15 protein-coding genes and 1 pseudogene are annotated in these 13,956 nt (G+C 59.3%); 10 read left to right on the forward strand and 6 right to left on the reverse strand.

Features of this window, described 5'->3' with window-relative positions; genetic code table 11:
- Window positions 1-6 precede the first annotated feature (6 nt).
- Together AB0I14_RS03875 and AB0I14_RS03880 are read right to left on the reverse strand one after the other, a co-directional pair.
- Window positions 7-813 (reverse strand): TnsA-like heteromeric transposase endonuclease subunit, encoded by an 807-nt coding sequence (locus AB0I14_RS03875; RefSeq protein WP_358016042.1) that lies wholly within the window; start codon window positions 811-813, stop codon window positions 7-9.
- Between the two features lie 708 nt (window positions 814-1,521).
- Window positions 1,522-1,740 (reverse strand): hypothetical protein, encoded by a 219-nt coding sequence (locus AB0I14_RS03880; RefSeq protein WP_358016045.1) that lies wholly within the window; start codon window positions 1,738-1,740, stop codon window positions 1,522-1,524.
- 185 nt (window positions 1,741-1,925) lie between these two features.
- On the opposite strand from AB0I14_RS03880, the gene AB0I14_RS03885 reads away from it, so the two are divergent.
- The 8 genes from AB0I14_RS03885 to AB0I14_RS03920 all read left to right on the forward strand — a co-directional run bounded on the left by AB0I14_RS03885 (window position 1,926) and on the right by AB0I14_RS03920 (window position 8,279).
- The gene (locus tag AB0I14_RS03885; RefSeq protein WP_358016048.1) at window positions 1,926-2,225 is read left to right on the forward strand and encodes a type VII secretion target; all 300 of its coding nucleotides are present in this window, start codon (window positions 1,926-1,928) and stop codon (window positions 2,223-2,225) included.
- A gap of 46 nt (window positions 2,226-2,271) precedes the next feature.
- Window positions 2,272-4,104 (forward strand): alpha/beta hydrolase, encoded by a 1,833-nt coding sequence (locus AB0I14_RS03890; RefSeq protein ID WP_358016051.1) that lies wholly within the window; start codon window positions 2,272-2,274, stop codon window positions 4,102-4,104.
- A gap of 114 nt (window positions 4,105-4,218) precedes the next feature.
- Window positions 4,219-4,674, forward strand: a complete 456-nt coding sequence (locus AB0I14_RS03895) for a hypothetical protein (protein WP_358016054.1) — start codon at window positions 4,219-4,221, stop codon at window positions 4,672-4,674.
- Window positions 4,675-4,866: 192 nt separating this feature from the next.
- Window positions 4,867-5,142, forward strand: coding sequence for a hypothetical protein (locus AB0I14_RS03900; protein ID WP_358016057.1), 276 nt, complete (start codon window positions 4,867-4,869; stop codon window positions 5,140-5,142).
- Between the two features lie 112 nt (window positions 5,143-5,254).
- Window positions 5,255-5,530 carry a type II toxin-antitoxin system prevent-host-death family antitoxin gene (locus tag AB0I14_RS03905; RefSeq protein WP_358016060.1) on the forward strand — a complete coding sequence of 92 codons (276 nt, stop codon included), beginning with the start codon at window positions 5,255-5,257 and terminating at the stop codon, window positions 5,528-5,530.
- Window positions 5,531-6,080: 550 nt separating this feature from the next.
- Entirely contained in the window at window positions 6,081-6,329 is a 249-nt protein-coding gene (locus tag AB0I14_RS03910; RefSeq protein WP_358016062.1) for a DUF2188 domain-containing protein, read from the forward strand.
- Between the two features lie 78 nt (window positions 6,330-6,407).
- A complete protein-coding gene (locus AB0I14_RS03915; protein ID WP_358016065.1) occupies window positions 6,408-6,947 on the forward strand; it encodes a hypothetical protein in 540 nt (179 codons plus the stop codon).
- A 132-nt stretch (window positions 6,948-7,079) separates the two neighbouring features.
- Complete coding sequence (locus tag AB0I14_RS03920; RefSeq protein ID WP_358016068.1) at window positions 7,080-8,279, forward strand: hypothetical protein; 1,200 nt, start codon at window positions 7,080-7,082, stop codon at window positions 8,277-8,279.
- Between the two features lie 450 nt (window positions 8,280-8,729).
- On the opposite strand, the gene AB0I14_RS03925 is transcribed toward AB0I14_RS03920, so the two are convergent.
- The 4 genes and pseudogenes from AB0I14_RS03925 to AB0I14_RS03940 all read right to left on the reverse strand — a co-directional run bounded on the left by AB0I14_RS03925 (window position 8,730) and on the right by AB0I14_RS03940 (window position 10,995).
- Window positions 8,730-9,374: a hypothetical protein gene (locus tag AB0I14_RS03925; protein ID WP_358016071.1), complete on the reverse strand. Its 645-nt coding sequence runs from the start codon at window positions 9,372-9,374 to the stop codon at window positions 8,730-8,732.
- A gap of 3 nt (window positions 9,375-9,377) precedes the next feature.
- Window positions 9,378-9,961 (reverse strand): annotated as a pseudogene (locus AB0I14_RS03930) (recombinase family protein).
- Between the two features lie 190 nt (window positions 9,962-10,151).
- Entirely contained in the window at window positions 10,152-10,577 is a 426-nt protein-coding gene (locus AB0I14_RS03935) for a hypothetical protein (protein WP_358016074.1), read from the reverse strand.
- A 28-nt stretch (window positions 10,578-10,605) separates the two neighbouring features.
- The gene (locus AB0I14_RS03940; protein WP_358016077.1) at window positions 10,606-10,995 is read right to left on the reverse strand and encodes a hypothetical protein; all 390 of its coding nucleotides are present in this window, start codon (window positions 10,993-10,995) and stop codon (window positions 10,606-10,608) included.
- Window positions 10,996-11,074: 79 nt separating this feature from the next.
- Here AB0I14_RS03940 and AB0I14_RS03945 point away from each other — a divergent pair, with 79 nt between their 5' ends.
- Window positions 11,075-13,264, forward strand: coding sequence for an FAD-dependent oxidoreductase (locus tag AB0I14_RS03945; protein ID WP_358016080.1), 2,190 nt, complete (start codon window positions 11,075-11,077; stop codon window positions 13,262-13,264).
- Between the two features lie 7 nt (window positions 13,265-13,271).
- Window positions 13,272-13,550 (forward strand): DUF3850 domain-containing protein, encoded by a 279-nt coding sequence (locus AB0I14_RS03950; protein WP_358016083.1) that lies wholly within the window; start codon window positions 13,272-13,274, stop codon window positions 13,548-13,550.
- Window positions 13,551-13,956 lie beyond the last annotated feature (406 nt).

Here is a 13,956-nt window from a genome sequence, read left to right on the forward strand (position 1 = left end):
CACGTTTCATGGTCTCGCCTCTAATCGTGTTGATGGAGAAAGTGATTGGTTCAGATCGACGGAATATTCGTGAATCCACAAAAGATGCATGAAAGCGGCGCGCACCAGCGGCTTAGGAAACTCCTTCATCGACGCTTCGGCATCTCTGATCGGCAGCCCGACGAGCTCCTCACGTCGAGCTCGAATCTCATTCAGAATGTCCTGCCGGAACAGCCAGTCCCGCCGATACCCGGCGAGGAATCGTATGTTGGCCAACCGGACACGATCCGGCTCACTGACGACCGCATATGTCCAGCCCCGCGACTCGACGACCGCCCTCGTCCACTCACACAACTTGGCGACTTTCGGTACGGCGAGCCGCTCAGCACGGACCACATCAACGACCACCGGTCCATCGTCGCTGTCCCACAAGTAGTCCAAGATGTGTCGGCTGGGCTTCCCGTCCACGCGAGCCACCAACATGAAAGGCTGCGCCGCGATATGCCTCACCGAAGGATCAAAATCGGCCAGCAGCAGGTTTGCGAGTTCCAACCGGGACTCGTAGATCACGTGGTCGCGCTCAGTAGCCGACCAGTACGTGCCCGAATAGTGACGCTGACCCAAATACCAACGGAACGTGCGCCACGGATACCCGCCGAACAACGCAGCAGGAGACACCACCCTAGCGGGCACCGATCGCTTTGCCCCAGCTGCAGGCCGATACATGACGACCGCGGATTCCACTTCGACATCAACGGCCATGACGGTTCGCCCCACCATCACATCCGAGAATGCCCGAAACCACGAGCTCCACATGCGAATGAGCAGGCCCACGCGTGGACAGTCGCTTGGCGCCGATAGCCTTAGGTGGGGTTGCTGTCGCTACTCGACCTGCAGGAGTGCCGGTAATCATCAGTGCCCCCGTTCCGAGTTTGATCTCAGGGCCAAGTATCCGCCTTTAGGACCGAACCATCGACGAGCTAACTAAATTGTCATTGCTGCTAATTTGAAATGCAAATATCACTACGATGCTAGTTAGCTTCCGCAGCGGAGAACCCAAACATAAGCCGCTACTCACTACTTCGACTTGTCACATTCTCCTGCAACATTTCAATAGATTTTGCGCAAATATATATCACAATGGTTTTCATTGGCTTCTACCCCTATATAAGCATGTAAACGGCTTTAGTTGGCGGAATTAGCGTGGATGTGAATCATGGTCAGCAAATTACGCGGCCCCGTTTGAGAAGCCGACACCTAACTCCTGCAGAACTTTCTCCGATCAGAGTTTTGTTCAACACCAGGAAAACCCCTCAAAGGGTACGACTACCAGCGCATATCCGCAATATCCGCACTGCAAAATAGACCGCCGATTTTGTACCGCAAATCGGTTGGGAGCTACTTCTTACCGGGACCTCGCTGCAGCAATTGACCTGAGCAACTGTTCGTCGGCTTGATCCAGGCGCCTGGGCTGCATATGCGCGACCAGTCACAGCCCGCGAACCGTGGACGGGCCGATGAGCCTCACGCAGACCGTCTCACTCACGCGCGCACCCAAACAAGGGGGTAACGCCCGTCACGATCACGGATGGGTGCAACACCGACCACCAGGCCCGTCATCGGGCCCAAGATCGGGTCATCGGCGAGCACCCGATTCCACATCGCCGCTTGATGATCGGCACTCGCCCGCTTGACGTAGTGAAACTCGTCGGAGTTGAGAGGATCTCCCAGGCGTGGTGGGTTCACCGGCGGAATTCGCATCCGATCACCTGCTCGACTGAGGCGCACATCTCAGACGATCGTAGGACTGATGAAACCGTGAACCAAGCCTAATGCTCGGCGCTAGCTGCACGAGACTGGGCATGTACTAGTCAGCTCTGCGACCTGGTTCTCTTCCCTGAGATATGTGCGTTCCAAGCGTTGCCGACACGCTTAAACTCTTGTTCATGGGAGGGACGTTGCGTGTCAATCCAGAGTCGCTGCGCAATGCTGCACGTGCCCAGGCTGACGTGGGCGAGTTCGTCTCCGGTCTGGGCGCCGGCCAGTCGCTGGATAGTGCGGGCGCTGGGGTAGCTGGTCTGCTCAGTGAAGGCGCATGTCAGTTCGCCGGCTCGACAGTCGATACCGCGTTGAGCGCAGTCCGCGATGACCTGACAAAACACGCCGACAAGTTGTCAACCGCTGCCGATCGCTATCACGGCATAGACGAGGAGTTCGGGCGCCGCTTACGCAGGTTCACCCAGTGAGCGCGAGCTCCGCGGCGCGATCACCATCCGCCCGAAGGCTCACGCCGTGACGGTGACGATCCCCCAGGTTGAGGGATCGCACCCCGAGACGTTGACCGCTTCTGCGACCGAACTTGGCCAGAAGGCAACGGGTTTGGCCTCCCGAATCGACAGTCAACGCGCCAACATCGACGGGCTGCGGTCAGGTTGGCAAGGCACCGCGTCCGACGCGGCGATCGCAAAAGCGCAACCCACGTTGGCGCGCATGCGGCAGATTCACGACGCCCTGAACCGGGCTCAATCCGTCATGCAACAGGGCGGCGCTGCCCTGACTCAAACCCGCACCAGCCTGCTCGGGGCCGTTGACCAGTTGAAGTCCAAAGGCTGGCAGGTCGCACCCGACGGCACAGTCTCGGTACGGCCCGGAAGCGAGCTGGAAAAGTACGCCAAGATGAGTCCCGCAAACGCTATGAAACTTCGGCAGCTCGCCGCCACCAACTCGGCGGGCCTCAAGACACAGTTGGCGAATTTCGACACCGCCGATCGGCAACTCAACCAGAATCTGCGCACCGCAGTCGGTGGGCTGGATTCCGCACCGCAGAACTTCGGGCCCGGCGGTCCCCCACAAGCTCCGCCATACGACACCGGCGCTGAGATCCCGGTCGGCAAGAGCGCTGAAGAGGTCAACAAATGGTGGGACTCGCTGCCGCCAGACAAGCGGCGGCAACTCATCGATGACTGGCCCGAGAAGTTGGGCAACCTCAACGGGATACCGATCCAAGACCGCAGCACGGCGAACCTGTCCATCATGATGCAGGATCTCAATCGTCCCGCCGAGGTGGCTAAAGCTCGTGGCGTGACGAAAGAGGAAGTCCTGGCCCACCCCGAAAAATACGGGATGGCGGGACAGATGATGACCCGCTACAACAATGCGGTCAAGGTTGCCGAAGGCTTGAAGGCAGATGCCGACAACGCCGTAGACGCCAACGGCAACACGCCTGAGGTCCTGCTGATGAAGTACGACCCCGAGGCTTTCGACGGTGAGGGTGCAGCGGCGATCGCGATCGGTAACCCCGACACCGCCGCCAACACCACCGTAATGGTGTCGGGCCTGACCACCTCGGTGGCCGGCGGAACGTTGTCCGACGGGACCGGGGTCAACGTCTACAACGAAGCGAACAAAGCAGACACGCACAACTCAACAGCCGTCGTCCAGTGGATGGGCTACAACGCCCCGGACCTGGATGCCGACCTGGACACCAACATGATAGGAGTCACCGAGCCCTTCATGGCACGCGACGGAGCGCAGCTGCTGGCGCCCGACGTCAACGCCCTCGACGTCACCCACGAAGGAAACCCCGCGCACACCACCGTCATCGGCCACTCATATGGGTCGACGACGGTCGCCGACGCCGCTGCCGGGTATGGGATGCGCGCCGACGACATCGTCCTGGTCGGGTGCCCCGGAACAGATCTGGCCCAGTCGGCGGCCGATTTTCACCTACCGCCCGACGGTCACCTGTTTGTGGGTGCGGCATCAACTGACTTCGTCACCGGCATGGGGCGCGAACACGTCAACATCCCTGGAGTCGGCCTCGGTAACGACCCCGCCATGGACGGGTACGGCTCGACCCGATTCCATGCCGAGGTAGCCGGGATCAACCTCGATCCGCGCGACATCCTTGATGAGCACACCTCGTACTTCAAGAAGGGGTCGGAGTCGCTGTTCAGCATCGCCGACATCGTCTCCGGACACGGCGACGCGCTCCAAGAGCACGGAATGACCGCTCCCCACCGCGTGCAGACTCCCGGGTTGCCATTCCCCATACCGGGTGTCTCACCGAAGGTGGGGTTCGATCCGGAGCTGGTGCACAAGTCCAACAACGACCACTATCACTGAGGTAGTTAGCCATGACGACCGAGAGAAACAGGGCAGCGACCATTGAGACTCACACGGGCACGAATCGCCGGGACGCTAGCGGGGCTGCTCTGCCTGGTCGGGTGCTCTGGCGCCGTGGATAATCCGATTTCCCCAGAGGAGGCTCGCCGCCAAGTCATCGACGTGTCGCGCCAGGTGATTGCGGATCTTGGCGCCGAGGTGGCTGACGCGAAGTTCGGTTACGACTCGTGCAACGACTACGGCAAACCACCGTTCCAGGGCCACAGCAGGCTCAAGCTATGGATGCCCGGCTCCGATCGATCTCGCGAGGTCTCATCGGACTCCGTGCTGAATAGATTGCGCCAACGTGGTTGGCAGGTCGATCCCGAATTCCATTCTCACGCCACCACATTCAAGCGCAACAACGTGGACGTGAGCGTGTGGGTGATCCCACCGCCCAAGCCCGACAAACCACCCGTCGCTCACGTGATGATCGACGTCTTAGGCGAATGCCGCGACACCTTCGACCACCGCAGCAACCAGACAAACTCGCTCTCTGAAGACGTCAAGGGCGACCTCGCCTCCAGTTAGCGGCAAAAAGGATCCGCTAGCGCGCATTGGATCAGTACCTGAACCTCAGAGACGGCGTGCGATGGCTCGGAAGCAACAGCACCGCCGAGCCGCGGACTACGTTCAGAGTCTCGGGATGAAATGCGTTCGAATGCACGCAGTGGACCCGTTGGTCGGCCACGTGCGCGCACGTGACGGAAGGATGGTCTCGAGTTGACGGTCGGCCGCTCGCTGGAATTCACCGTCGGTGAGTTGGCCGACATAGAAGGCAGTTTCGAGGGCATCCCCGTCGTCGGCGAGGTAGGCGTCGGTAGCGACGCCATCGATTCAGGCCACCTGGCCGAAGCTGTATCGCCATCCAGAGAGTTACTCCATCATCTGCTCTGCGGCGACGATGTCAGCGGTGCGCTCGACGGATACAACGTCGAGCTGGGCGGGGTCGTCCGCGATGTGGCGCAGAATACGGTGGATAGAGGCCTGAGTGGCTAAAAGCGCACCCTGGGACCGCTTATCCACTCACTAGACGACGACATTCCTTGCGGCCCACGCCTCCTGCAGAAATTCGATGGCAAAAGGAGCAGCTGTGTAGCACATTGGTGAGGTGGGCGACGTTTCGATCCGAATGCTCAGTCAGGAGACCGAGAAGGTGTTGGCGCGAGTCAGACAGGGTGAGGAAATCACCCTTTCCGACTGTGGCGTGGTCGTCGCCCGCCTCGTTCCCGCCAAGCCACGCCCGCTGGATCGGTTGATCGGCGCTGGCAGGGTGACTCCGGCGCGAACCCGTGGGCCCGCGCCGCGTCCGACGGTATCGATGCGCATAGGCGATGAAGAGGCCGCCATGTCGATCGCACGGTTGCGCGCCGAGGAACGGGCTTAGTGAGCAGGTGTCACGACCGGGAACGCGGTGAGAGCCACGACCTGTAACCAGAACCACGCGGCGAACAACTCTGGGGGGGGCTTCGCGGGAAACCTAGCCCTCTTGTAAAACTTCGTGGTACCTGCCCGAGTCGGGGCTACTTCCAACATTGCCAAACTCGGCTCGCGACACGCCCGGGAGTGAGACAAATGCGCAGGAATTTATCCCCAACAAATTACACTAATGGGATTCAGCCGCAACAGCGTTGATCTGCGCCTTTGCTGCGGCATCCCCAATTCCCACAGGGACCCATCAAAAGTTATCCACACGTGATGCAGCGGTGACCGGTTCGCGGTCCCCGCTGACGTCGGCACCCCCGCTTATGATCAAAAGGTCCAGACCAGCCGGTTTGGACCGGAGTTCTGGTCTGGAACCTCTTGGCTGCTTCGCACGCAGGCCTTGACGGTAACACCGGCGTACGCCGGGGGCAGCGGCAACCCGCTGATTGCCCGACCTCGAGCTTTGCCGTGCACGGATAACACCGCGCCTAGCCAAGTGCGAGGAGCACAACATGGCAAAAAGTAAGACACCCAACAGTAGGCACGTCGTTCCGAATCCGAACGGCGGCTGGGACGTCAAGAAACCAGACGCGACTCGCGCCAGCGCCCATACCGACACCCAGAATCAAGCTGCTCAACGCGCGAGCGACATCGTCCGCAACAGCGGTGGGGGTGAAGTCAGAATCCACGGCCGTGACAGCAAGATTCGCGACGCCAATACAATCGCGCCCGGCAACGATCCTTACCCGCCGAAAGGCTAAGGCATGGCAGATCCCAGGATCAGCCTCGGCGGCTTCGTCGAGTTCGCTTCGTCGATGTCGAGTGGGCGAATCACCGCTGTGCGCAACGTCATCGCCAACGAGTTCGGTCACTACGAGCCCAGCCACGACTTCTATCGCCAGTTCCGCGTAGCCATCACCGAGGGCATCGCCAATGGCGATGACGAATTGCGGGTGCGCCGCGCCGTTGACGACTGCATCCCTAAACGCCGACCTCACTACGAAGCGCTCGCCACCGGGTGGAACGACTGGCGGGGTGGCAAGAAGTTGGAGGTGTTCTCCCGTCCGGCGCTTTGGCATGACAGCGGCCTCGACGTCCGAGTGTCACCGCAGTTCACCTTCCAGAGCAACCGCGAAACACTGCTGGTGTGGCCGCACTTCAAGGACGCCGAACTATCTCGCGATGGAATCCAGGCCGCCATCCGGCTGATGGAACTCGCCTATCCAGAGGTCGACGCGGCCCCAGCCGTAATTGACGTCCGGCGCGCGAAGCTTCATCAGGCACCAAAGCGGCCACGGCGCAAAGGGTTCGATGCATGGCTTTCCGGTGAAGCGGCCGCGTTCCTCGCCATGATCGACTCGATCAGAAACGTGGCTTGATATTGGGTGCGGTGCGGGGACACGGCGCAGGATTCCCGCACCGCATGGGACTCGGTGTCATGCAGGACGCTCAATCGCTTCCCGGGGGCATGTTCGACAGAGCCAACCATCGAGCACGGAAGGTGACCTGCGATGGCACGGTGGTGGAAGCGCCAACGAGACGATGTCGTCTCGCAAAGCCTGGGCGAGCGCATCGCAATATCGTCACAGCGAGATTCAGCGCGCACTCTGGAATCAGTAGACCTCAATGTGGTCGATAGGCCGCACATGAGTTATATCTCGCAGACCAAAGTATCGAATCTCCACGCCAACCTCGGCAGTACGCGTACGGCGCCGAAGAATTCAGTCTCGAGCGAAGCCAGCGTCAACCTGTATGCGATCCAGGCAAAAGTAGCGAGCAGCCGCGAGTCCACACGGTCGCTATCCCCCCATCACATGGCCCATGACTGGACTCGGTGGGCAGCCGACCATCGTCATCTCCGGTCGCTACCGCACGCTACAGCCGGAAGCTATGTGGCAGTACGGATGCCGATGACATGTGGGACATTGATGGTCGGCAATCAACACTATCCGGAAACCTTGTGGTGGCAGGGCCGCTACGGCGGATTTGGACTTTTCCTCACGGGCCATAGGCAACATCTATTGGCCGGCAGCTTCGACACGGTTGCCTCTGCAACGTGGATCCCGTCAGGAGAAGGAAGCGCAGGTCGCATCCTGAAGGCATTGGTTGCCGACAGTCTCCGCGATGAGGCCGAGTGGAGCCAACGGCAAGAACTCGCAGAAATCGACACCGACTGGGGAACCCACCTCGACATTTTGATGTCCGATAGCGTCTGCCGCGGGCAACACCTGTGGGCACAATGGGCCGATGCCGTGTTCCGTTGCGACGGCCGCATCAACGACAACTACGGCACCCCAATCATCTGTGGCTCCCCAGTGTGGGTGAAGAAGATCACCGACCCCGGCTACGGTTGGTACCGCGTAGTCCCCGACGCATATCGGAATCTCAATCAGGAACTCCTGCCCCACTACTACGCGGAGTGGTCAGGTAAACAGTGGACCGGCGTCATCGGCTGCAGTGCGGCACCGAATCAGATGGCGCACCCGGAGGCCCTACGTCTTCCATCTGCTCCACCGTCGTCAATTCCCACCTCGTCCTACTGGATCACTGACGAGGTCGACAGCCGCCAAGCAGCGGAGGCAGAAGGGGCCGAAGAGTTGGAACGCCAACGCCTGGGCCTAGCGCCCAGGCCCGTGCGCATTCTGGACACGGCTACCAGTCGCGGCATGCCCGTAAGTCGCACCGTCTACAAAATTGCCAGAGTGCGATGAAGGGTCATGAATCACCGAATCCGTTGACGTAAGCCCCGATTATCGGTGCAATACAGGACGCTATGTCAGCAAGGCTGAAACGCTACTAGAACGGCACGGATCCGGGCTTTAAGGGCCGGCATGCAGGCGGCGCATCGTGCGAAAATCGACACGTTCTGAAGTGGTGCTGGACTCAGCCCGGCACTACAGCTGCGGCGGCGATGTTCGTCATCAAGGCCGAAGTAACAGTTGTAGATGCGGTGAGCATCTGACTTCCAGTGCGGTTAGCGGTCACACGCATCGCCTCCTTTCGCTTGCCATCTCGGAATAGAGAAACGAGCGCTGGTACGACGTTGAGCAGTACAGCCACCACAACCATGATCAGTGCCAGACCCGGAGTTACCGGGCTCAATCCAGCCTTGTCATTCTAACGAAGTGAATCGGTATTGCTGCTGCAGCTGAGGTCGACCGTCAGCGGCTGAGGAGTTCGCGGAGTTTCTTGGCTCCCCGGTCAGATACAGACTGCGATGACAAGGCGTAGGCGGCGGCCTGGTCGGGGGTGAGTCGGCCACTGTTGATGTAGCCGCTCAAATACCGTCTTACCTGGGCCTTTTCATCTGCACCGGTCCATCCGTTGCGGCCGCCGTAGAAAATCACCGAGTCGAGATCTTTACGAGCGTCCGCCGGAACCTCGGACGTGGTGGTCTGGCCGGTCAGTAGGTTGATCGCTGTCGCGCCGGCGGCCCATTCGGTCAGAGACAGCACGGAACCCTCGACCACAGCAAGGGAGTAGCCGCGCGCCACACCCATTGCGAAGTGCAGCGATCGTTCGTCTGGCACGAACGCTAGAACTGGTCCTCGATCGGGGCGGGTACGGCTCTTCGGGGTGGCGTGACCGCCCGCCTGGATGATTTCGTCGAGGTCGGCGTAACCGAAGCTCGCGGCATTTTGCGCATTGCTCACCAGCATCGGCGCTAGTCCATCGTCTTGGCTGCGTTCCCAAATCCAATCTGCGGCGAGAGCGATGGCTTCCTCCCACGGCCGATCTTCGACGTCATCGGGGACCCATGCCGCGGCACGTAGATGAGTGGATGGGTGCAGGTCAGCGGTGGTCATAACTCAACTTCCCGATTGATCGTTGGGCTTGGCAAGGTAGCGGTAGGCGGTAGCACGTCCAATCCCGAAGGCAGCAGCGAGTTCTCGCACGGGTTCGCCGGTAGCGGCCAAGCGACGAAGTTGTTCCTGCCGATCGGGGCTGAGTTTGGGCGGCTTGGTGGCCGGCAGTTGGCGGGAGCGCCGGGATTCTCGTGATGCTGCGCGGCGCTCACGGCCGAGCTCCAGTTCAAGCTCGGCCAGTGTGGCCATGATCGCAGCGACAGCGCGGCCGGTAGGTGTCTCGGTGTCGATACCTTCACGCAAGGCGCGCAACACGATTCGCCGGACGCCGAGTTCGGCGATGGTGCGGGTGACTCAGCGACCGAGCGGCTAAGGCGATCGACCGCGGCGACGATCACAGTGTCGCCGGCGCGGGCATAGTCGAGCATGGCGGCCAGGCCGGGCCGCTCGGTGTTCACCGCGCCTGAGAGCTTGTCGGTGAACACCCGATCCACGTCGTCGACGCCGGCGGCAGCGAGCACAACGAGTTGCACGTCGAGGTCTTGACCGCTTGTGCTGACGCGGGCATAGCCCAGGATCGCCGTCATATCGATGACTGTCTCATTACCCACCGACGACCAGGATCTGAGACAGATGGTGTGAGACAAGAAATGAGACACCGCGACCTGGCGGGATGCTCCGGGGCGGCGGCGGTTTGGAGCCTGTCTCGTTTTGTCTAGAAACGAGACAGCATCGCGATACGGATAAAGTGCGGGCCCGGCCCGGCTGGTGGCGGGCTTAGCTGTCGTCGACGAGAACGTTGATGATGTCGGTTCCGTTGCCGGGTTGGGTTTCTTGGGTGAGCACGCGGATAGGTATGGAGCCTGTCCGCCTGAGCGGGACGTGGTGGTGATAGTCCGCGATTGCCAGGATGCTGCCGAAGGTGAGTTCGGGTTCGGGGAAGTTCAGCGGTGTGTCGAAGACAAGTCGGCCTAGGCTGGTGGTGTCGGTGCCGCGGTAGACGTAGATGTCGACAGTGCGATCAGCGTGTTCGTCTTGGTCGTCGGCGAAGGTGAAAATGTTGACGCTGGATTCGTCGGCAATGAACTCCACGGGGTATTCATCACCGAGTTCGGGAACCTCGTCCCAACCCAATGCCACGAAAGAGATTTGGTGGTAGTCCGGGATCATGGTGGCTTGAGCGAGTAGTTCGTTGCCTGCCATTGCGGTCGGTCTCCTGCTGGTTTCAGGGTCAGTTGGGTTTTTTGTGGTGTTGTTTGCTCTTCTTGTCTTTTTTGGGTTTCTGCTTCTTCTTCTGATCGTGGTTCTTGTTCGATGACGCGGAGTGGTTGCCGTTGTCATTGTTGCGGTTTTCGCGGGCGGAGATGACCCCGGCCTTCTGCACAGCATTGAGGTGTTGACGGTTGGTGACGGTGCTGACCCGGTTGGCGTCGATGGCGCGTAGTTGGGCGGGGTTGGAAGGACGTAGTTGTGGTTGTCGTTTGAGCAGGTCGCGCTGTGCGCAGTCTCTGCAGCTGAGCTTGCCCGCGCCGTTACGGAACACCACTTCGGCTTTATCGCCAGGTTTAAGTTTGTACTTGCGGTCGAAACACTCTCGCCCGTTCGTCGGTGACGTGCACACCCTAGAGTTAGTACGCCGCCACCGCGCTCGTACGTTGAATCCTCCGAACGTGGGCACCTCTGCGCATACGATCTGACACGTGAGCTCGCCAATTACGCCCCCGCTAGAGGCTGAAGATGACCTCCGCCGCTTCCGGTTAGCACCGAACCTTCCGATTTATATGATTGGGAGCTTCGACACCGGGATTACCGTGTACAGCCAACAGGTTCGGGCTCTTAACCTCGCTTGGGACTTGATTCGGTCGGAGACGCTGGTGACCGACCCAGGGTCCTTACCCGGCCAGAAAATTGCAATCGTCGGCGGTGGATTCGCCGGCCTCACGCTGGCCGCAGCGTTGGTACAGAAGAAGGTACCGGCTTCAATAACGCTATTCGAACGCCGAGATACAGTCCTTCCGCTTCAACGAGGCTGTGACTCACGTTGGCTACATCCACATATCTACGACTGGCCTCGTGCCGGCAGTGAGTCGTACAGCGCAGCCCTGCCAGTAATGAATTGGACGGCTGGCCGTGCCTCCGACGTCGTCGTGGAAGTTCTCGAGTCGTGGCGGGATGTCATGAAAGGAAGGTCACTCAGCCAGGATGTTCGCATCTTCTGCAACACACAACACTTGCAAGTGTCTACCGATAGCGTCAAACCGCGCCGCCTGTTGTATGAACCGCGGACACGGAGAAGAAACAATCCCGGTCGCGTAGATATTGAGTGGGTCGGCTATCCGCGAAGCGCGGTAGATCCGTCAGTTTCTATTACACCAAGGGCTCAGCGAGCAGTCGGAGGGCAGGAGCATTTTGACCACGTCATTCTCGCCGTTGGATTCGGTTTGGAGAAGGGATTAGACCCAGGCGACGCCGACGGCTCCCTGTCGTACTGGCGAAACGAGTCGCTGGCTCAGCCCCACCTCGGACAAGCACGCACCACGTATATCGTGTCTGGCTCAGGCGACGGAGCGCTGATTGACCTTTTCAGGTTGCGCATTGCGAACTTTCGTCAAGACCGAATCCTAAGTGAACTATTTTCCGAACATTCAACCCTTGTACAGCGGCTACGCGAAGTCGCAGCACTAGATAGCCCAGACAATACCTACGATATTCTCGACAAAATCTGGTCAAATCGCGATATGCGTGATCAGGTGAAGAACGTTTTGAGCAACCTCCGCAATCGTTTACGCAATGACACGACCGTCTACCTCCACCTTCGGAGACCCAGCTTTACTCGAATATTCGCAGAGACTAAAACTTCGTTCCAGAACCGACTCTTAGCATTTCTGTTGTACAAATCCGGCGGTTTCTATCCGTCGAATATTGATATCGATAACCTTGCCGCCGAGCATGCTGTGCCGCCCGACCGAATTATCGTAAGGCATGGCACAAACAAACTGACGGCCATAAGGAGTGTTCTTTCGGAAAACCTCCATCCGGCTCTTGAATTTGCGGCGAAGTCGAATATCCATCGTCAGCCCGACAGTATTCGATGGACCGGAGGATACTTCAGTGAGCCTTGTCGCTCGGAGAACGTTACCCAAGACCGACTCAAAGCGAACTGGCGAAAAGAGTACCTTCCCAGCCCTGTCGAGTCGATTTCTAGTGCATTCTGCTCTGCAGTTGCCGGCTACTTGTCGCTAGATCATCCACCGGACAAGAGACTGCGAGTAGCCCTCCACCGGAGGCTTGTCGTTGGCGGCGAGGTCGTCCTCCAGCAATGCTGCGAATACTCGGGCCTAAATATAGATTTCTCGGAGAGCACAGCCGGCAGGACCTTCTTGGCCGACACGGGAACTATAGGCATTGCTTTTTGCCACAGTAGAACTGTACGAACCAAGCGACAGGTATCTAAGCGAAATCTGCGGTCCGACATGCAGAAACTCGACGTCGCACTAACTTCTCGTAGCATGTCTCTGAGCGTTCACTCAATTGCAGCCATTCCGCTGATATCTGTTAATGCGGAGGTGGAAACTTCTCGCGTTTTGGCCGTTCTCTATATGGACAGTGACGTAGCCGATTACCTGAGCAGCAATCAACGTATCCGAACCGTCGCAGCCATGGCCGCAACATTCGCAGAGTCGTTACAAAGAGCTGACCGCACCCAGGCAGGTCGCTTGGCTAACACATATTTCTGGGGCGAAGAGGGTACACCGACTCTCAGCGGACCAGCAGCTACCACTACCGAGCGTGACTGGAGTACGCTTGAGTTTGCAACCGACGCCGCTCAGTGTTCGAGCGACATTCGTCAATTCAATATGGATTTCTCAGATTTCGAGCCGGTCGAATAGGGCAGCCATGGCACAAACGCATTCACTTAAGAGTTGGCCCCAGTTCTTCCATGCAATCGTCGCGGGAGACCGCACGCACGAACTCCGGCGTAATGATCGTAACTTCCGCGTAGGCGACCTCCTTGTTCTTGCAGAATTCGATCCGCTTGTGGAGGAATACACCGGAGCCACGTGTACGGCCGAAGTGACATCTATCACGTCGTCGGATATCGAGTGCGCGGTATCGAAGGAGGCGCTTCACCCCGATTTCTGCATTCTGAGTGTCAAAGTGATAGCGACTGTTTGAACCGATTGCACGACGTCGCTGTAGAAATGTGGTCGGTTTCAAGAGTCACCTGCCGCGCGAAACATCGTTTTGCTGCCACCGCAGATGCTCTCGTCGGGCGTCTCACCAGATCTCGGATATCCCCATCCGGCTTTACTTCACCGCCTAGCCCACTTGTGATGGGTCGCCAAGTGGCCAGGCAGTTCTGCCAAGTAAATCGTCCGCAGAACTCCGCCTTCGAATTGCGCTGTCTGATGCAGCCACTCGCCGTCGCGCAATCACATCCCGATGCCACAGCGCGGAGGTCTTCTATGTCTAGTGCGGGACTAACTCGGCCCGCATCCCGACCGGCCGCAGCCGGCCGCGTCAGCTCTGCAGCTAGTGACAAACACAAAGGTCACGAACCATTTCTAGTTCGTGACCTTTG

This window comes from Mycobacterium sp. NPDC050441, from assembly GCF_040655355.1.
In the GTDB taxonomy this organism is placed as follows: domain Bacteria; phylum Actinomycetota; class Actinomycetes; order Mycobacteriales; family Mycobacteriaceae; genus Mycobacterium.